The sequence below is a fragment of the Streptomyces sp. NPDC057287 genome (genome assembly GCF_042667905.1).
In the GTDB taxonomy this organism is placed as follows: domain Bacteria; phylum Actinomycetota; class Actinomycetes; order Streptomycetales; family Streptomycetaceae; genus Streptomyces.
This window is the reverse complement of sequence record NZ_JBHUYV010000036.1, coordinates 1-19,259: the sequence shown is the minus strand read 5'-3', so window position 1 is coordinate 19,259 and position 19,259 is coordinate 1. Positions and strand designations below refer to the sequence as shown.

Below are 19,259 nucleotides of genomic sequence, written 5' to 3'. Positions count from 1 at the left end.
GGCCTGGGGGCCGCACCCTGCACACAGGGTGCGGCCCCCAGGCCATCGCCATGTCCGCCGTCTCCGGCCGTCCCGCGTTCCCGCCGGTCAACCGCTCGGCGCGGGGCGCACGGCCGTACCGTTAGTGTGGGGCCCCGTCCGAGAGACGCGCCAACGCCCCGCCGGGGCGCGCGTGTACACCGATGCAGCCCCCGGGGGGACCCCCCTCCGGACCCGGCCGGAGGGCCCGTACCCCGATGTCCGTGCACAGCCACTCGGCGGCGCCGAACGAGGCCGCCGCCCCAGAGTTCCCCCGCCACGTCGTCACCGCCGTGCTCGTCTCGCACGACGGCGAGCGCTGGCTGCCCCGCGTGCTGGGCGGACTACTCGGGCAGGAACGCCCCGTACAGAACGTCGTCGCCGCCGACACCGGCAGCGCCGACGACTCCGCCCGACTGGTCACCGAGGCGCTCGGCGGCGAGCGCGTCCTCCACCTGGCGCGGCGTACGAGCTTCGGCACCGCCGTCGACGAGGCGACCCGCACGGCAGGCGTCCTCACCCCCGACGACCTGCCGTATCTGAAACGCCCCAGCGGATGGGACCCGGTCACCCGGAGCTGGCGTGACGACGCGTACGACCTGCCGGAGCTTCCGCACGGCGAACCCGTCCAGTGGCTCTGGCTGCTGCACGACGACAGCGCCCCCGAGCCGGACGCGCTCGCCGAGCTGCTCCGCGTCGTCGACAACGACCCGCACGCCGCGATCGTCGGGCCCAAACTGCGCGGCTGGTACGACCGCAAGCAACTCCTCGAGGTCGGCGTCTCCATCGCCAACAGCGGACGCCGCTGGACGGGGCTGGACCGCCGTGAGCAGGACCAGGGCCAGCACGACCAGGTCCGTACCGTGCTCTCCGTCTCCTCCGCGGGCATGCTGGTGCGCCGCGACGTCTGGGAGGAACTCGGCGGCTTCGACCGCAGACTTCCGCTGATGCGTGACGACGTCGACCTCTGCTGGCGCGCCCACATGGCGGGCCACCGGGTGCTCGTGGCCCCCGACGCCGTGCTGCGGCACGCCGAGGCCTCCGCGAGGGAACGCCGTCCCATCGACTGCGCCGGACGCTCCGTCTCCAGCCCGCACCGCGTCGACAAGGCGGGCGCCGTCTACACGATGCTGGTGAACTCCCGCGGCAAGCAGCTGCCGTGGGCCCTCCTCCGCCTCATCGTCGGCACCCTGCTGCGCACCCTCGCCTACCTCGTCGGCAAGGTGCCCGGACAGGCCCTCGACGAGGTCGCCGGGCTCTTCGGCACCCTTCTGCGGCCCGGGAGGATCATCGCCGCGCGCCGCGCCCGCGGCAGAGGGACGGTGGACGCGGCCGAACTGCGCTCCCTGTTCCCGCCGCCCGGAGCCACGGTCCGCGCCACCTTCGAACAGGTCGCGGGCAACTTCGGCAACCGCACCGACTCCGACTCCGGTGGCTCACGGCACGGAGCGGTCGAGTCCGGGCCCGGCGGCGACGACGCCGACTTCCTGGAGGTCGAGCAGTTCGCGCGGCTCAAGAAGGTCGGACGCAAGCCCGGCCCCGTGCTCTTCCTGCTCCTCCTCCTCGTCTCCCTGGTGGCCTGCCGGAGCCTGCTCTCCGGCGGCGCCCTCGCGGGCGGCGCGCTGCTGCCCGCCCCCGCAGACGTCTCCGAGCTCTGGGCGCGCTACGCCGACGGCTGGCACCCCGTCGGAACCGGCGGGACCCAGTCCGCACCGCCCTACCTCGGTGTGATCGCGGCCCTGTCGGCCCTGTTCCTCGGCTCCACGGGTTTCGCGCTCACCCTGCTGCTCGTCTGCTCGGTGCCGCTCGCCGGCCTCACCGCCTACTTCGCCTCCCGGCCGCTGATCGAATCCCGGCTGCTGCGCGCTTGGGCGAGCATCGCGTACGCCTTCCTGCCCGCCGCGACCGGAGCGCTGGCCACCGGCCGTCTCGGCACGGCCGTCCTGGCCGTCCTCCTCCCGCTGATCGCCCGCGCCGCCGTCGCCGCGCCCGGGGGGCGCGGCGACGGCTCGACCGCCCGCGGCAGCTGGCGCGCCACCTGGGCGTACACCCTGCTGCTCACCTTCACGACGGCCTTCACCCCGATCGTCTGGCCTCTCGCGGTCGTCCTCGGCATCGGAGTGCTCGTCCTGCGCCGGAACGACATCGTCGCGTACGGCCTGCGCTTCCTGGCCGTGGCCGGCACCCCGATGCTGGTCCTCGCACCCTGGTCGCTGTCCCTGCTGACCGGCCCGTCCGGATTCCTGAAGGAAGCCGGGCTCGACATCGGTACGGGCACCGCGTCCGCTCTCGACCTGCTCGGCATCAGCCCCGGCGGTCCCAAGGCCGCGGGCGGCGTCCTCCTGCTGGGCATCGTGCTGGCGGCGCTGGCCGCCCTGATGCGCGGGGAGCGGCAGTTCGCGATCCGCGCCGCCTGGGCCGTCGTGCTCGTCGCCCTGGCCTTCGCCGCGATCTCGAACGGCTCCACCTGGGCCGGCCCGGCCACCCTCGTCTACGGCATCGCGCTGCTCGCCGCCGCGCTGCTCGGCGCGGACGGCGCCCGGATCCGGGTCGCCGCTCTGAGCTTCGGCTGGCGTCAGCCGGCCGCCGCGCTGATCGCCCTGGCCGCCGGGCTCGCCCCGGTCCTCGCCGCGGTCGGCTGGATGATCGGGGGCGCGGCCGGTCCCCTGGAGCGACGCGACCCCGTGCAGGTGCCCGCCTTCGTTGCGGAGGAGAGTGCCACGCGGGACCAGGCACGCACCCTGGTGCTCGGGGGCTCGTCGCCGGACGCCGTCTCCTACAGCCTGGTCCGGGGTTCGGGTGCCCGGCTCGGCGACGCCGAACTCACCGAGGCGGGCGGCAGCAACACCCACCTCGACAAGGTGGTCGCCAACCTGGTCGCGGGCTCCGGCGCGGACCAGGGGAGCCAGCTCAGCGGCTTCGCCGTCCGCTACGTCCTCGTGCGGGACGGCGCGCCGCGGCAGATGAGCCGCGTGCTGGACTCGACGCCGGGACTGAGCCGGCTCAGCCAGCTGGACGGCAGCGCCCTGTGGCGGGTCGACCGGCAGGTCTCCCGGCTCGCGATCGTCCCGTCCGGTGCGGACAGCGAGCCCGTGCCCGTCGGATCGCTCCCGGTCGAGGCGCACTCCACGATTCCCGACGGCGACCCCGGCCGCGTGCTGCGGATCGCCGACGCGGCCGACCCGGGCTGGCAGGCCACGCTGGACGGCCGGGCCCTGACCCCGAAGACCGTGGACGGCTGGGCGCAGGGCTTCGAGCTGCCCACCGAGGGCGGCACGCTCGACCTCACGTACGACGCGCCCCTCACGCACACCGTCTGGGTCTGGACGCAGGTGGCGCTCGGCGTCGTCCTGGTGGTGCTGGCCCTGCCGGGCCGCCGCCGGGAGATCGACGACGATCTGCCCGAGGAGACCGAGACCGTCCCGGCCGAGCCGGTCGCCGGTGAGGGCCGCCGGGCCCGCAGGCTGCGCGCGGCCGCCCAGGCGGAAACGGTGGCGGGCGACGACACCGGCGCCCCGGCCTACGCGGAGGACAGCCCGGGGACCGGGTACGGCGATGCCGCTCCTGGCATTCCGGAACAGGCCCCGGGCGAGTACATCCCGGCGCAGCAGAACGCCGATCCGTACGCGGTCGTCCCGGGCGACCAGGACGGGACGAACACCTACGCGGCCGTCCCGGGCGACCAGGACGGGACGGGGACGTACGCGGCTCTGCCGGACCAGGAGGGGACGGGCACGTACGCGGCTCTGCCCGGCGACCAGGACGGGACGGGCACCTACGCGGCCGTCCCGCAGCAGAGTTACGGGGAGTGGGACGCGCAGCAGTACCAGGGCGCCGACTACGGCCAGTACCAGAGCGGGCAGGACGCCGGCCAGTACTACCAGGCCGACCCCTACCAGCAGGACCCGTACCAGCAGCAGGGCGCGTACGACCCGTACGGCTACGCCCAGCAGCAGCCCTACGCCCCGGGAACCGGCGAGGCCGCGCAGTACGACGGGCAGGACGGGCAGGACGGGCACGACGGGCACGACGGGCACGACGGGAACACAACCCCGGGCCACGGCCACTGGCAGACCGGCAACGGCAACGGCAACGGCAACGGCAACGGCAACGCATCGCGAGGCGAGTCAGAGTGAAGTCCACCCCCCTGTCCCTCATCGCGGGCGTCGTCGCCCTCGCCGCCGTCACCGGTTTCGCCGCGCTCACCGCGCCCGGTGACGCGGGCACGACGGAGGCCCGGGCCGCCGCCCGGCTTCCGGTCGAGCGCTCCAGCCTGCTGTGCCCGGCGCCGAGCATGTCCGACCTGGCGGAGACGACGTACTCCTCCTTCACCCCGGCGGGGAAGAACGGCGGGGAGGCCGGTGCCGCCGAGCTGAAGACGGCCGAGCCCCTCCCGGCGGACGAGGACGCGCCGGCGGGCAAGGACGAGGACAAGAAGGACGACGCGGACAAGGAGAAGGCGGCCGACGACAAGCTGGTCGTCTCCTTGAAGGATCTCGGCAGGCCTGCCACCGCCGAGACCTCCAAGTCCGACGCCCCCGCGCTGGTCGGCACCGCGACCGGGAAGTTCGCCCCCGGCTGGACCGCCCAGCAGACCACCACGACCGCCGCGGGAAGCGCCCGCGGCCTGCTCGGCGTCAGCTGCACCGCCCCGGACACGGACTTCTGGTTCCCGGGTGCGAGCACCGGGGCGAGCCGCCAGGACTACGTCCACCTGACGAACCCCGACGACAGTGCCGCCGTCGCCGACATCGAGCTGTACGGAGCGGACGGCCCCCTCAAGTCCGACGTGGGGGAGGGCATCACGGTCCCGGCGAGGTCGAGCGTCCCGATGCTGATCTCGACCCTCACCGGTGAGGCCGCCGAGAACGTGACCGTCCATGTCACCACCAGGACGGGACGCGTCGGTGCGGTCGTGAGCGCGGCCGAGGACGAGGTGGGCAGCGACTGGCTGGCCGCCTCCGCCGACCCGGCCGGCACCCAGGTCCTGCCGGGCATCCCCGCCGACGCCACCTCCGTGCGCCTGGTGGCGTTCGCGCCGGGGGAGGACGACGCCGACGTCAAGGTCCAGCTCATGGGCAAGAGCGCGACGTTCTCACCGGCCGGGAACTCCACCCTGCACATCAAGTCGCAGATGACCGCGAGCGTCGACCTCAAGGACGTCACGCGGGGCGAGCCGGGCTCGCTCCGGCTGTCCCCCGCCGACGGCAGCACGACTCCGGTGGTCGCCGCGCTGCGCGTGGTGCGCGGTACCGGGGCCAAGCAGGAAGTCGCGTTCATCCCGGCGACCGAGGCGGTGGGGGAGCGGGCGAGCGTCGCCGACAACCGTGCGAAGGGCTCGGTGCTCTCCCTGACAGCCCCGGGAGCGACGGCCGAGGTCAAGGTCACCGCGTCGGCGGGCAGTGAGGGCGGCGAGGCGACCGTCAAGACGTACACGGTCAAGGGCGGCACGACGCTCGAAGTGACGCCGGAGGCCCCGGCCGGCCTCAAGGGCGGCTACGCCCTGACGGTGGAGACCGAGTCGGGCGGCCCGGTGCACGCGGCCCGCACGCTCGAGGTGGCGGAGAGCGGCGTCGACATGTTCACCGTGCAGACGCTGCCGGACGACGGGGGCACGGTCGAGGTGCCGCAGGCGGAGCAGGACCTGTCGGTCCTGGACGACTGAGGACCGCGCTGCGGGCGGGCTCAGTCCTGCCCGTAGCGCGGGTCGACCGACTCGGGCGAGAGGCCCAGCAGCTCGGCGACCTGCTCCACCACGACCTCGTGCACCAGCATCGCGCGCTCGTCGCGGCTCTTGGTGCGGATCTCGACGGGGCGCCGGTAGACGACGATCTGCGCGGGCCGGCCCTTCGCGGCGGAGATCGCGCGTCCCAGCGGCACGGTGTCCTCGAGGGAGCCGGGCACGTCGAGGACCAGGAAGTCGACGTCCGTCAGCTGCGGCCAGCGCCGCTCCAGCCGCTCCACCGAATCCTGGACGAGATCCCGGAAACTCTCGGCCCTGCTGACGGACAGCGGTACCTGGGGCGGCGCGACCGGTCCGCGCATGCCACGGCCGTGGCGGTCGCGGCGGCGGGGCCGCGGCTCGGACGGCTGGGGCGGTACGGGACTGTCCATCACCGACGCAGCGTAACTCTCCTCGGGCGGAGGCGATCACTGCTTCCCGGCGGGCCCGCCGGATGTCTCAAGATGAACATTCCGGCCAGGGTCGGGTGCGGTTCCGGTCCGTGCTCCGATCGCGGACCCGCGGTCGTGTGACCGCTTGTGTTCTCCCCGGCGGCCCGGGGCGGGCCGCGCGCAGCGGCGCACACCGGCTGCCGCGCAGGTGGAACCGGCTGCGCAGGAGCCGCGCGGGGCCCGGTCCACAGGGCGACACGAGGGGGTGAGCCGGGGGAGAGTCGTCGCAGCCCGCTCAAGAGTGCGGTACCGTCCAACATCGTGAGCCCTGTACGTCGCTGTTCGCGAACTGCGTGCGGCCGTCCCGCCGTCGCGACACTGACGTACGTCTATGCCGACTCGACCGCGGTCCTCGGCCCGCTCGCCACCTATGCCGAGCCCCACTGCTACGACCTCTGCGCCGAGCACGGCGAGCGGCTCACCGCGCCACGCGGTTGGGAGGTCGTCCGGCTCTCCGACCCCTCGGCCCCCACCCGCCCCAGCGGTGACGATCTCGAAGCGCTTGCCAACGCCGTGCGCGAGGCGGCCCGGCCCCAGGACCGGCAGCAGGTCGGCAGGGGACCGCGAGCGGCGGATCCGGTCGAGGTCGCGCGCCGGAGCCACCTCCGGGTGCTGCGCTCGCCGGACTCCTGACACCTCGTTCGCTCAGCCGGCCCCGGACTCCCGGACCTCCAGCCGTTCCGGCTTCCTACGTCTGCGACGACTGATCCACGGTGTCTGCCAGGGCTTCTGCCACGACATCTCGCGCGACCGACCCTCGGCGTCTGTCACCGCGGCTGCACGCCCCGCGGCGCGTCTGCCCCACGGGTTCCGGGCCTCCGACACACCTCCTGCCCCGTGCGTCCCGTCCGTCACGTCTCCACGCGCACGAAGTTTTCCGGTACGGAGCATTGACGCTGGCTTGTCGCGGACACGACCATTCCCCCACCCGTGAGAGATCGCTTCCGCATCACGGAATCCGGGGAGGTCTGTGTGTTTGTCCAGCAACTCGAACCCGTAGCCGATTCGCTCGGTCTGTCCGCTCTTGTCGCCTCCTTGCCGCTGGTGACCGTTCTGGTCCTGCTCGGCGCCGTCCGCATGAAGGCCCACCGTGCCGGGCTCATCGGTCTCGCCGTCGCCGTGCTCGTCGCATGGCTGGCGTTCGGCATGCCCGTGGGGCAGACCCTGTCCGCAGGGGCGCAAGGCGTCCTCTTCGGTCTCTTCCCCATCATGTGGATCGTCGTCAACGCCCTCTGGGTGTACCGGATGACCGTTCGCACGCAGCACTTCGACATCCTGAGGCGCTCCTTCGGCAGGGTCTCCGACGACCCCCGCATCCAGGCACTCGTCATCGCCTTCTGCTTCGGCGCCCTCCTGGAGGCGCTGGCGGGTTTCGGTGCTCCCGTCGCGATCTGCTCGGTCATGCTCGTCGCGCTCGGCTTCGACCCGGTGAAGGCCGCCGTCGTGTCCCTGGTCGCCAACACCGCCCCTGTCGCCTTCGGCGCCATGGGAACACCCGTGGTGACGCTCGCCCAGGTCACCGGCCTTCCGCTGGACGACGTCGCGACGGTCGTCGGCCGTCAGACCCCGTTGCTCGCGCTCGTCGTCCCGCTGATCCTGGTCTTCCTGGTCGACGGCAGGCGAGGGCTGCGGGAGACCTGGGTGCCCGCACTCGTCTGCGGAGTGGCCTTCGCCGTCGCGCAGTTCGCCGCGTCCAACTTCTTCTCGGCCCAGCTCGCCGACATCGCGGCGGCTCTGGTGGGCGCGGGCGCGCTGATCGCCGTCCCCGGAGCCCGCAGGCCCGCCGACGAACCCGTACGCGCGTCCGTGCTGACGGGCGCACGCAGCGATGACCTGGACCAGGAGGACCCGCGCCGGGAGGTGCTGCGGGCCTACGCCCCGTACGCCCTGATCGTCGCGGTGTTCTCCCTCGCCCAGATCCCGCCGGTCAAGGAACTGCTGGCCGAGGCGACCCGCGTCTTCGACTGGCCGTTCCTCGATGTCGCGGGACCCGACGGCGAACCGGTGGGCGCCAACGTGTTCACCCTTCCGCTCCTCGGCACCGGCGGCACCCTCGTCCTGCTCGCCGGCCTGATCACCGCAGTCGTGCTCGGCGTACGGGCCGGCACCGCGGTGCGGGAGTGGGCGGCCACCGTGCGCGAACTGCGCTACGCGATCCTCACCGTGACGTCCGTGCTCGCCCTCGCCTACGTCATGAATCTCTCCGGACAGGCCGCCACCATCGGCCAGTCCGTCGCCGCGGCCGGTGCCGGACTCGCCTTCCTCTCCCCCGTGCTCGGCTGGTTCGGCGTCGCCGTGTCCGGCTCGGACACCTCGGCCAACGCCCTCTTCGGCGCTCTCCAGGTGTCCGCCGCACGGGAGTCCGGTCTCTCGCCGGAACTCCTCGCCGCCGCGAACAGCTCCGGGGGAGTGCTGGGCAAGATGATCTCCCCGCAGAACCTGACGATCGCCTGCGCGGCCGTCGGCCTCGCCGGACGTGAGGGTGATCTGCTGCGCAAGGTCCTGCCCTGGAGCCTCGGCCTGCTGCTGGTGATGTGCCTGGTGGTGATGGCACAGAGCACGGCGGTACTGGGCTGGATGCTCCCCTGACCTGAGGCCGCGGACCGCCGGGTAGTTTGGGCGGTCCGCAGAGACCCCCAGGAGGACCGGCCGTGGTTGCTGACCTGTCGCAGCTCGTGAAGGCGTACGACGTGCGCGGAGTCGTGCCCGACCAGTGGGACGAGGCGCTCGCCGAACTGTTCGGCGCCGCCTTCGTCCAGGTCACCGACGCGGACGCGATCGTGATCGGCCACGACATGCGGCCGTCCTCACCCGGGCTGGCCGCCGCCTTCGCGCGCGGTGCCACCGTGCGCGGCGCCGACGTGACCCTCATCGGGCTCTGCTCGACGGACCAGCTGTACTACGCGTCCGGGGCACTGGACCTGCCCGGAGCGATGTTCACGGCCTCGCACAACCCGGCGCGGTACAACGGCATCAAACTGTGCCGCGCCGGGGCTGCTCCCGTGGGCCAGGACACCGGCCTGACCGAGATCCGCACGCTGGTCGAACAGTGGTCGGAGCACGGTGTGCCCGCCACAGCCGCCGTCACCCGGGGCACGGTCACCGAGCGCGACACCCTCTCCGACTACGCCGCGCACCTGCTGGGCCTCGTCGGCCTCGAAGGGATCCGGCCGCTCAAGGTCGTCGTCGACGCGGGCAACGGCATGGGCGGCCACACCGTCCCCACCGTCTTCGCGGGCCTGCCCCTCGACCTCGTACCCATGTACTTCGAGCTCGACGGCACCTTCCCGAACCACGAGGCCAACCCCCTCGACCCGAAGAACATCGTCGACCTCCAGGCCCGCGTCCTCGCGGAGGGCGCCGACCTCGGTCTCGCCTTCGACGGGGACGCCGACCGCTGTTTCGTCGTCGACGAGCGCGGTGAGGGCGTCTCCCCCTCCGCGATCACGGCCCTGGTCGCCGCACGCGAACTGGCCCGCAACGGCGGCAAGGGCACCGTCATCCACAACCTCATCACCTCCTGGTCGGTCCCCGAGGTAGTCCGGGAGAACGGCGGGACACCCGTCCGTACCCGCGTCGGCCACTCCTTCATCAAGGCCGAGATGGCCGAACACGGAGCCATCTTCGGCGGCGAGCACTCCGCGCACTACTACTTCCGCGACTTCTGGAACGCCGATACGGGCATGCTCGCCGCCCTGCACGTCCTGGCCGCACTCGGAGGCCAGGACGGCCCGCTCTCCGGGCTCCTCGACAGCTACGACCGCTACACGGGATCCGGCGAGATCAACTCCACCGTCGACGACCAGGCCGGCCGGGTGTCGGCGATCAGGGCGGCGTACGAAGGCCGGGACGGCGTGCGGTTCGACGAGCTCGACGGGCTCACGGTGACCGGCGGCGACTGGTGGTTCAACCTCCGTGCCTCGAACACCGAGCCGCTGCTGCGCCTGAACGTCGAGGCACGGGACGCCCGGACGATGACGGCCGTACGCGACGAGGTCCTCGCCCTCGTCCGGGCGTGACCGGTCCGCATCGGGGCACACGCCCCGTGGGCACAGCCGCCACCGGGTGCCCACGAGCCGCGAGGAACCCTCCGGGCTCGCCCCGCCCGGCCAGGGCATGCCGCCGATGCATGCCCTGCCGGGCGGGGCCTGCCGGGCCGCGACCCTCCCGGCCCGGCGGTAGGCTGACCACGCCCCAAGCTCCACCGGCCCCGAACTGTGGCCGGACCGGATCCGCACCGCATGCCTGAAGGGACCCACCCCATGCCGCTCGAAGCCGGCCTTCTGGAGATCCTCGCCTGCCCGGCCTGTCACGCCGGGCTCGACGACCGCTCCGCGGCCGAGAGCCCCGAGCTGGTCTGCACCGGCACGGACTGCGGTCTCGCCTATCCGGTACGGGACGACATCCCGGTGCTCCTCGTCGACGAGGCCCGCCGCCCCGCGTAGGCGGACGGGGCCCGCCGCCCGCGTCAGCCGACGGGGCCCGCCGCCCCGCGTAACCCGCACCCTGATCAGCACGGTGATCGGAGGCCCACCACATGCTCGACGAGTCGTTGCTCGACGCACCGGAAGCCCTGGCACGAGCCGACCGGCGGAATCTGCTCCGCGGCGCCGCCGAGGCCGGAGCCCGCGTCCGCACCGCCACCCGGCACGCCGCCGAGGCGGGAGTCGGCGCGCTGGCCCCCGAAGGCCGGCCCCGCGCCGTCCTCGTGGCGGGGCCGGGCACCGCCGCCACGGGGGTCGCCGACCTGATCGGCGCCCTCGCGGGCGCCTCCGCACCCGTCACCGCGATCCGGCCCACCGGGGTCGCGGCAGCCGCGGGCGCGCTGCGCTGGACGCTGCCGGGCTGGGCCGGATCCGTGGACCTGCTGCTCATCGCCACGGCCGACGGCTCGGAGCCCGGCCTCGCACTGCTCGCCGAGCAGGCGTACCGCCGCGGCTGCACGGTCGTCGCCGTCGCCCCCGTCCGGTCCCCGCTGCGCGAGGCGGTCGACGGGGTCCACGGACTCGTCGTACCGATGGCCGCCGCCCCGCACGGGGAGTACGACGCCGAGACCTCGGCGGCGGGACCCGGCACGCTCTGGGCCCTCCTGACCCCACTGCTCGCCCTGCTGGACCGGGTGGGGCTGCTCGACGCGCCGCCCGAGACGCTGCAGAAGGTGGCCGACCGCCTCGACCGCACCGCCGAGCGCTGCGGTCCGGCCATCGCCACGTACAGCAACCCGGCCAAGACCCTCGCCGCGGAGCTCGCCGACAGCCTGCCCCTCGTCTGGACCGAGGGCGAGGCCGCCGGCCCCGTCGGGCGCCGCTTCGCCGCCGTCCTGGCCGAGCTCGCCGGACGCCCGGCGCTCGTGGCCGAACTGCCGCAGGCGCTGCCCTCCCACGGAGGCCTGCTCGCCGGGGCGTTCGCCGCGGGGGCCGACCCCGACGACTTCTTCCGGGACCGGGTGGACGAGCCGGAGGCCATGCGGGCCAGGGTCGTCCTCCTCCGGGACCGGCCCACCGGCGGCCTGACCGCGAGCCCGGCCGCCCGCGAGCTGGCCCTGAGCCACGACACGGCGATCAGCGAACTGGAACCGGAGGAGGGCAGCCAACTCGAAGCCCTCGCCGAGCTCCTCGCGGTCACCGACTTCGCCGCCGTCTACGCCTCCCTGGCCTCCGACAACAGGGCCTGACGGCCCACCTTCCACGGGCCTTCACGCCCCCGCGCATCCCACGAGGACACATCTCCATGGACCGGCTCTCCAACACCGTGCGCCCCTACGCCTGGGGGTCCACCACGGCCATCCCCGAGCTGCTCGGCACAGCCCCGACCGGCGAACCGCAGGCCGAGATGTGGATGGGGGCCCACCCGGGAGCCCCTTCGCGCCTCAGCCGCTCCCCGGGACCGGACGGCGCCGGATCCGGCGCGGGCGAGCAGGCCCTCGCGGGCGTCGTCGCGGACATGCGGTCCCTCACGGACGTCATCGCGGCCGACCCCGAACGCGAGCTCGGCGCCCCGGCCGTCCGTGCCTTCGGCCCCCGCCTCCCCTTCCTGCTCAAGCTGCTCGCCGCCGGCGCCCCGCTGTCCCTCCAGGTCCACCCGGACCTCGCGCAGGCACAGCAGGGGTACGCGGACGAGGAGCGCCGGGGCATCCCCGCCGATGCACCCCACCGCACCTACAAGGACGCCAACCACAAGCCCGAGCTGATCTGCGCGCTCACGCCGTTCGACGGGCTGTGCGGCTTCCGCAGGCCCGCCGAGTCCGCCGACCTGATAGCGGCTCTCGGCGTGGACTCCCTCAAGCCCTATGTGGACCTGCTCCTCGCCCACCCGGAGGACGGGGCCCTGCGCGAGGTCCTCACGGCGATCCTCACCGCCGATCCCGCAGAGATGGCGCACACGGTCGCCGAGGCGGCGGAGGCCGCGGAACGGCTCGGCGGCGCCCATGCCCCGTACGCCCAGATCGCCCACCACTACCCCGGCGACCCGGGCGTCATCGCGGCCATGCTGCTGAACTACGTACAACTCCAGCCCGGCGAGGCCATGTTCCTCGGTGCCGGAGTGCCGCACGCGTATCTCGGCGGCCTGGGTGTCGAGATCATGGCCAACTCGGACAACGTGCTGCGCTGCGGTCTGACCCCCAAGCACATCGATGTGCCCGAACTGCTGCGCATCGTCCGCTTCGAAGCCACCGAGCCCGGCATCCTGCGCCCCGAGGCTGCGCCCACCGGCGAGGAGCTGTACGAGACGCCGGTCGACGAGTTCCGGCTGTCGCGCTACGTCCTGCCGTCCGGCGGCGCCCCCGTCGACCTCACGGTGCCCACCCCGCAGATCCTGCTCTGCACGGCAGGCACTCCGACGGCCGGGACGATCGCCCTCGCACCCGGCGAATCCGTCTTCGTCCCGGCGGGCGAAACGGTCGAAGTGGCTGGTACGGGGACACTCTTCCGCGCGACCGTGGTGGTCTGACGTACCGTCCGCACCCAGCGGCTGCAACAATGTCCGGCCGTAACGCGGCGCCCGTGCCGCAGCACCGAGGAAGGGACACCACGCACCCATGAGCGCGTCAGGCGGAACCAAGGCGATCGTGGCGGCACTTGCCGCCAACCTCGCGATCGCAGTGGCCAAATTCGTGGCGTTCCTCTTCAGTGGTTCGTCGTCGATGCTGGCGGAGAGCGTCCACTCGCTGGCGGACTCGGGCAACCAGGGCCTGCTGCTGCTCGGCGGCAAGAAGGCGCAGCGCGAGGCGACCCCCCAGCACCCCTTCGGATACGGGCGCGAGCGTTACATCTACGCCTTCCTCGTGTCGATCGTGCTGTTCTCGGTCGGTGGCATGTTCGCGATCTACGAGGGCTACGAGAAGATCAAGCACCCGCACGCGATCGAGGCCTGGTACTGGCCGGTCGGTGTGCTGGTCTTCGCGATCATCGCCGAGGGCTTCTCCTTCCGTACGGCCATCGCGGAGTCGAACCTGACCCGGGGCAAGCTTTCGTGGACGCAGTTCGTCCGCCGGGCCAAGGCGCCCGAGCTGCCGGTCGTCCTCCTCGAGGACCTCGGCGCGCTCGTCGGCCTCGTCCTGGCCCTTTGCGGTGTCGGCCTGGCGCTGGCCACCGGCGACGGCGTCTGGGACGGCATCGGCACCCTGTGCATCGGCATCCTGCTGATCGTCATCGCGATCGTCCTCGCCGCCGAGACGAAGTCGCTGCTGCTCGGTGAGGCGGCCGGGGTCGAGGACGTCGAGAAGATCCGCGCCTCCGTGGTCGACGGTGACACGGTCACCCGCATCATCCACATGCGCACGCTCCACCTCGGTCCGGAAGAACTGCTGGTGGCAGCCAAGATCGCGGTACGGGCGGAGGAGACCGCCGCCGAGGTCGCGGAGGCGATCAACGCCGCGGAGAGCAGGATCCGCGAGGCCGTCCCGATCGCCCGGGTCATCTACCTGGAGCCCGACATCTACGACGCGTCGGCAGCCGCGGCCGGAACCAACCCGGCAAAGACTCCGGGTGGCCCCGCGTCGCCCGACGACGCGCCGACGGGATCCGGCCACTGACCTGCCGGGTACCAGCCCCGAACGGCCCCGTGACCCATGCCACCGCTCAGGTGGGCTGGGGCTCACTGGGCCGTTCGGTGTAGATTCGGGGGAGTACCAGACGTCGCTGCTGATGGCGGTCGATCGGTTCGCGGAAGCGGGCCGGCCGAGGGAGAGAGGGCCTCCGACGGACTGCACTGCGGATCGCCCGGGCATTCGTGTGCCCGTGACCGCCGCAGAGCCAGCCAGTCCACCCTCGACCCACTACGAGGAGCAGCCCGTTATGACGACGGCCGCCAACCGCCAGGACTTCAAGGTCGCCGACCTCTCCCTCGCCGCCTTCGGGCGCAAGGAGATCACCCTCGCCGAGCACGAGATGCCCGGCCTGATGTCCATCCGCAAGGAGTTCGCCGCCACGCAGCCGCTGGCCGGCGCCCGGATCACCGGCTCGCTGCACATGACGGTGCAGACCGCGGTGCTCATCGAGACCCTGGTCGCCCTGGGCGCCGAGGTCCGCTGGGCCTCCTGCAACATCTACTCGACCCAGGACCACGCCGCCGCCGCCATCGCGGTCGGTCCGAACGGCACTCCGGACGCCCCCGCCGGCGTCCCGGTCTACGCCTGGAAGGGCGAGACGCTGGAGGAGTACTGGTGGTGCACGGAGCAGGCTCTGACCTGGCCCAACACCCCCACCGGCGGCCCGAACATGATCCTCGACGACGGTGGCGACGCCACCCTCCTCGTCCACAAGGGCGTCGAGTTCGAGAAGGCCGGCGAGGCCCCGGACCCCTCGACCGCGGACAGCGAGGAGTACGCGTACATCCTCACCCTGCTGAACCGCACCCTCGGTGAGTCCCCGCAGAAGTGGACGCAGCTGGCGTCCGAGATCCGCGGCGTGACCGAGGAGACCACGACCGGTGTGCACCGGCTGTACGAGATGCACCGCGACGGCACCCTCCTCTTCCCGGCGATCAACGTCAACGACGCGGTCACCAAGTCGAAGTTCGACAACAAGTACGGCTGCCGCCACTCGCTGATCGACGGCATCAACCGCGCCACCGACGTCCTGATCGGCGGCAAGACCGCCGTCGTCTGCGGCTACGGCGACGTGGGCAAGGGCTGCGCGGAGTCCCTCCGCGGTCAGGGCGCCCGGGTGATCATCACGGAGATCGACCCGATCTGCGCCCTGCAGGCCGCGATGGACGGCTACCAGGTCGCGACGCTGGACGACGTGGTGGAGACCGCGGACATCTTCGTCACGACGACGGGCAACAAGGACATCATCATGGCCGCCGACATGGCCCGGATGAAGCACCAGGCCATCGTCGGGAACATCGGCCACTTCGACAACGAGATCGACATGGCGGGTCTCGCCAAGATCGACGGCATCGTCAAGGACGAGGTCAAGCCGCAGGTCCACACCTGGACGTTCGCGGACGGCAAGGTCCTGATCGTGCTGTCCGAGGGCCGTCTGCTGAACCTCGGCAACGCCACCGGTCACCCCTCGTTCGTCATGTCCAACTCGTTCGCGGACCAGACCCTGGCCCAGATCGAGCTGTTCACCAAGCCCGAGGCGTACCCCACCGACGTCTACGTGCTCCCGAAGCACCTGGACGAGAAGGTCGCCCGCCTCCACCTCGACGCGCTGGGCGTGAAGCTCACGACCCTGCGCCAGGAGCAGGCCGACTACATCGGTGTCCCGGTCGAAGGCCCGTACAAGTCCGACCTCTACCGCTACTGAGCCCGCCGCCGGCCACCGGCCGGCGCGGTTCTCAGCAGCAGGTCCGAGCGCAGGCCCCCGCACCCCCGTGTCGGGGGCCTGCCCCGTACCGCACCCGCACAGCCCGAGGAACCCGAAGGACCCCATGCCCCGCGGCCGTTATTCGCTCCACGATCTCCACGACCACACCCCCCTCGGCGAAGAACACTTCCACTGCGCGCCCGGCCCCTCCGGCTGGCGCTACGTCTCCCAGAGCACGGCCCCCTCGGGCGCACACCTGGGTTCCGTCGATCTGGCCCTGGACGAGCTCGGCCGCCCCATCCGTCTCGAACTGCACGCCGGCAGCTGGCAGATCCGCGGCGCCGCCCTCGACGGGGTCACCTGGGTGCGGACCGACCCCACCGGTTCCCATGCCACCGAGGGCAACGTCCGCGCCCACAGCTTCTCCGGCGCATCCCCCGCATTCCTCGTCGCCACGGCCCGGCTCCTGCGCCTCACCCCCGATTCCCCCGCGACCCGCGTCCGTCTGGTCACCTTCACGGACCCGGTTCTCGCCCCCCGCACCGTCGACCAGTCCTGGTCCCTGCTGAACAGTGAAGCGCACGCCACTGACAACGGTCCTCTGATCGTGGACGAATACCAGGTCAACGCCCTGGACACCGGGGATCAGCACGCGGTCCACATCGCGGGTGACGTGGTGCTGGCGGCGCCCGGAATCGAGCTGGAGCACCTCGAATCCCCGCCCTCGGCCATGCCCCGCCGGGCGGACGAGGTCTGAGGCCGGAGCCGCGAGCCGGACCGCCGGGCCTTCGGCTCGGGGCCGGCCGGTTGGAGGTCAGGCAGGTTGCGGGTCAGGCCGGAGGGGCGAATCCCGTCGCGGCCTGCCCCCCGGCCCCGCTCCCGTCCGTGGAACCCTCCGCGTGCGTGGTGCCTCCCACAGGCCGGACGTCCGCCGGGTGGGCGTCCGCCTGGTGGGCGCCGGAAAGCCCTCCGTATACGGGGACCGAGACGGGGACGGAGACCGGGACCGAGGCGGGTAGGGCTGCGGGCACCGGTGCCCGGCCGGAGCGCCCCGCCGCCGCGGCCACCCGCCGCACGTCGCGCGCCTGCCGCTCGTTCACCACTGCTGCCAGGTAGGCGGCAGCCGGAACTCCCTGCGGTACGGGCACTCCCGTACGCGAGGCGAGGTCCGATGACAGCTGCTCGGCCAGCGAATCGCGTACCACCGCGTCGAGCTGGTCCATCCGCGTCAGGTACTGCCGTATCGCCAGCCAGAGCCCGTCCGGAACGCCCGAGAGATCCAGCTGGGCGAAACGGCCCACGAGCCAGGGTGGCGGCGGCGGCACGGCGCGCGCCCGCCCGGCCGGCACCCGCTCACGTACGACGAGGGTTCCCGCGAACACGTCACCGAGCCGGCGGCCACGGGCGGACACCAGGGAGGCGATGCAGCCCACCACTCCGAAGGTCGCCAGGATCTCGACCATGCCCATCGCTCCGCGCACGAGCGCGTGCCGGAACCGGATGGGCCCGCCGTCGTCCCGCACGACGCGGAGCCCACAGGCGAGCTTCCCGAGCGAACGTCCATGGCTGAGCGTCTCGACCGCCACCGGCCCGCCCACCAGCACCAGCAGAAACATGGCGACGGCGATCGCGGCGGTGGCCGCCTCGTCGAGCGTCACCGTCGCCACGGCCAGGCCGATGGACAACAGGACGAAAACAGTCAGAAGAACCGCGAGATCGATGGCGATCGCCAAAGCCCGGCTCGGCAGCCTCGCCGGCCGCAACCCCAGTACGACCGCGTCCCCGGTCACGAGCTCATTCATCGCCACCCCACCCCTCGCCGCCCTTCCCTGCCCCTCGGGCCCACAGTCTGCCAAGCTGACCCGCAGCGCACCGCCGTAGTACGGACCCGTACGCACCATGCCTGGAGCAGCAGCCGACCATGGATCTCGACGTCTTCGTGACCACCCACCGCATCGAGTGGGACCGCCTGGACCATCTTCTGCACCGAGGGCGCAGCCTGACAGGTGAGGAGGCGGACGAACTCGTCTCCCTGTACCAGCGCACCGCCACGCATCTGTCCCTGATCCAGTCCAGCGCCCCGGACCCCGTGCTGACCGCTCGCCTCACCCACCTCGTGGCCCGCGCGCGGTCGACCGTGACGGGGAGCCGCCGTGCTTCGTGGCGCGACGCCGCTCGCTTCCTGACCGCCGGCTTCCCTGCGGCCGTCTACCGCTCGCGGCACTGGTGGATGCCCACGGCGGTGCTCTCCGTCCTTCTGGCTGCCGTCATCGGCTGGTGGATCGGCACGCACCCGGAGGTCCAGGCGTCGATCGCCGCCCCGGAGGACCTGCGCGCGCTGACCCGCCCCGGCGGTGAGTACGAGACGTACTACTCCAGTCATCCGGCCGCCTCCTTCGCGGCCCAGGTCTGGACGAACAACGCTCAGGCGGCAGCCATGTGCCTCGTACTGGGTGCCTTCCTCTGCCTCCCGGTCATCTGGATCCTCTTCGTCAACGTGCTCAACCTCGCCGTCGGGATCGGCCTGATGTCCTCCGCCGGCCGGCTGGACACATTCCTGGGGCTCGTCCTGCCGCACGGCCTGCTGGAGCTGACCGCGGTCTTCGTCGCGGCGGGCACGGGTCTCCGGCTCGGCTGGACGGTCATCGACCCCGGGCCGCGCTCCCGGCGCTCGGCCCTCGCCCAGCAGGGCCGAGCCGCGATCGGCATGGCCATCGGGCTGGCGCTGGTCCTGTTCGTCTCCGGAGTCATCGAAGGCTTCGTCACCCCGTCCGGCCTTCCGACCTGGGCCCGCATCACCATCGGCATCGCCGCTGAGCTGGCCTTCCTCCTCTATGTCTACGTCCTGGGAGGCCGGGCGGCCCGCGCCGGGGAGACAGGTGATCTGGAAGTGGCGGAGCGAAGCGCTGAGCTGCCCTCCGCGGCGTAAGAGCCGATGTGCGTTTGGGGCCGCTGACCTGCTAGTCTCCTCTTCGCCCACAAAAAACCGTTGACACGGTCGGCGTGGGGAGGTAGATTTTAACGGTTCCAACGAGCTGGACAGGCTCTGATGGGACCGACTAAGGTTCATCTTGCTCGTGCAGGGGACATCGTCTCCGCGGAGCCGATCGATTCTTCTTCTTTCCAGCAGTCAAGCCGGATTCGCTTCGGCCGAATTGCTTCTGATAAAGTCGAGTCAGCCGAAAGGCAAAGGCCGCTCCACTGGCCGCCGGAATCAAATTCGGACCGGAAACGGAACGGAAAAGAGTCTGGTAAAGTTGGAACCGCCGGAAAGGGAAACGCGAAAGCGAAGAACTGGAAAGCGAAACCCGC

General features: G+C 72.3%; 15 protein-coding genes. 12 read left to right on the top strand and 3 right to left on the bottom strand.

Annotation, left to right across the window (positions count from 1 at the left end; genetic code table 11):
- Positions 1-236: 236 nt before the first annotated feature.
- Complete coding sequence (locus ACFUNE_RS37280) at positions 237-4,154, top strand: glycosyltransferase (protein WP_383577410.1); 3,918 nt, start codon at positions 237-239, stop codon at positions 4,152-4,154.
- Complete coding sequence (locus ACFUNE_RS37275) at positions 4,151-5,683, top strand: DUF5719 family protein (protein ID WP_383577408.1); 1,533 nt, start codon at positions 4,151-4,153, stop codon at positions 5,681-5,683. Before ACFUNE_RS37280 ends, ACFUNE_RS37275 begins: the two co-directional genes overlap by 4 nt.
- A 20-nt stretch (positions 5,684-5,703) precedes the next feature.
- Here the strand turns inward: ACFUNE_RS37275 and ACFUNE_RS37270 are convergent, their stop codons facing one another.
- Positions 5,704-6,132 carry a metallopeptidase family protein gene (locus ACFUNE_RS37270; protein ID WP_383577412.1) on the bottom strand — a complete coding sequence of 143 codons (429 nt, stop codon included), beginning with the start codon at positions 6,130-6,132 and terminating at the stop codon, positions 5,704-5,706.
- Between the two features lie 321 nt (positions 6,133-6,453).
- Between ACFUNE_RS37270 and ACFUNE_RS37265 the strand changes: the two genes are divergently transcribed.
- From ACFUNE_RS37265 to ACFUNE_RS37225, 9 genes are all read left to right on the top strand, one after another.
- Positions 6,454-6,825 (top strand): DUF3499 domain-containing protein, encoded by a 372-nt coding sequence (locus tag ACFUNE_RS37265; RefSeq protein WP_383577406.1) that lies wholly within the window; start codon positions 6,454-6,456, stop codon positions 6,823-6,825.
- Between the two features lie 339 nt (positions 6,826-7,164).
- Complete coding sequence (locus ACFUNE_RS37260) at positions 7,165-8,781, top strand: L-lactate permease (RefSeq protein WP_383577404.1); 1,617 nt, start codon at positions 7,165-7,167, stop codon at positions 8,779-8,781.
- Between the two features lie 62 nt (positions 8,782-8,843).
- Positions 8,844-10,211, top strand: coding sequence for a phosphomannomutase/phosphoglucomutase (locus ACFUNE_RS37255; RefSeq protein ID WP_383577402.1), 1,368 nt, complete (start codon positions 8,844-8,846; stop codon positions 10,209-10,211).
- Between the two features lie 243 nt (positions 10,212-10,454).
- Entirely contained in the window at positions 10,455-10,637 is a 183-nt protein-coding gene (locus ACFUNE_RS37250) for a Trm112 family protein (RefSeq protein WP_376379757.1), read from the top strand.
- A 92-nt stretch (positions 10,638-10,729) separates the two neighbouring features.
- A complete protein-coding gene (locus tag ACFUNE_RS37245; RefSeq protein WP_383577400.1) occupies positions 10,730-11,866 on the top strand; it encodes an SIS domain-containing protein in 1,137 nt (378 codons plus the stop codon).
- A gap of 56 nt (positions 11,867-11,922) precedes the next feature.
- Positions 11,923-13,143 carry a mannose-6-phosphate isomerase, class I gene (gene manA / locus ACFUNE_RS37240; protein ID WP_383577398.1) on the top strand — a complete coding sequence of 407 codons (1,221 nt, stop codon included), beginning with the start codon at positions 11,923-11,925 and terminating at the stop codon, positions 13,141-13,143.
- An 88-nt stretch (positions 13,144-13,231) separates the two neighbouring features.
- A complete protein-coding gene (locus ACFUNE_RS37235; RefSeq protein ID WP_383577396.1) occupies positions 13,232-14,227 on the top strand; it encodes a cation diffusion facilitator family transporter in 996 nt (331 codons plus the stop codon).
- A gap of 262 nt (positions 14,228-14,489) precedes the next feature.
- The gene (ahcY, locus tag ACFUNE_RS37230; RefSeq protein ID WP_383577394.1) at positions 14,490-15,947 is read left to right on the top strand and encodes an adenosylhomocysteinase; all 1,458 of its coding nucleotides are present in this window, start codon (positions 14,490-14,492) and stop codon (positions 15,945-15,947) included.
- A gap of 124 nt (positions 15,948-16,071) precedes the next feature.
- A complete protein-coding gene (locus tag ACFUNE_RS37225) occupies positions 16,072-16,704 on the top strand; it encodes a hypothetical protein (RefSeq protein WP_383577392.1) in 633 nt (210 codons plus the stop codon).
- Between the two features lie 73 nt (positions 16,705-16,777).
- On the opposite strand, the gene ACFUNE_RS37220 is transcribed toward ACFUNE_RS37225, so the two are convergent.
- On the bottom strand, positions 16,778-17,749 hold the full coding sequence (locus tag ACFUNE_RS37220; RefSeq protein WP_383577390.1) for an RDD family protein: 972 nt from the start codon (positions 17,747-17,749) through the stop codon (positions 16,778-16,780).
- A gap of 119 nt (positions 17,750-17,868) precedes the next feature.
- Between ACFUNE_RS37220 and ACFUNE_RS37215 the strand changes: the two genes are divergently transcribed.
- The gene (locus ACFUNE_RS37215) at positions 17,869-18,876 is read left to right on the top strand and encodes a stage II sporulation protein M (RefSeq protein ID WP_383577388.1); all 1,008 of its coding nucleotides are present in this window, start codon (positions 17,869-17,871) and stop codon (positions 18,874-18,876) included.
- A gap of 137 nt (positions 18,877-19,013) precedes the next feature.
- Here the strand turns inward: ACFUNE_RS37215 and ACFUNE_RS37210 are convergent.
- A partial coding sequence (locus ACFUNE_RS37210; RefSeq protein ID WP_383577386.1) for a hypothetical protein occupies positions 19,014-19,259 on the bottom strand: 246 nt, incomplete at its 5' end.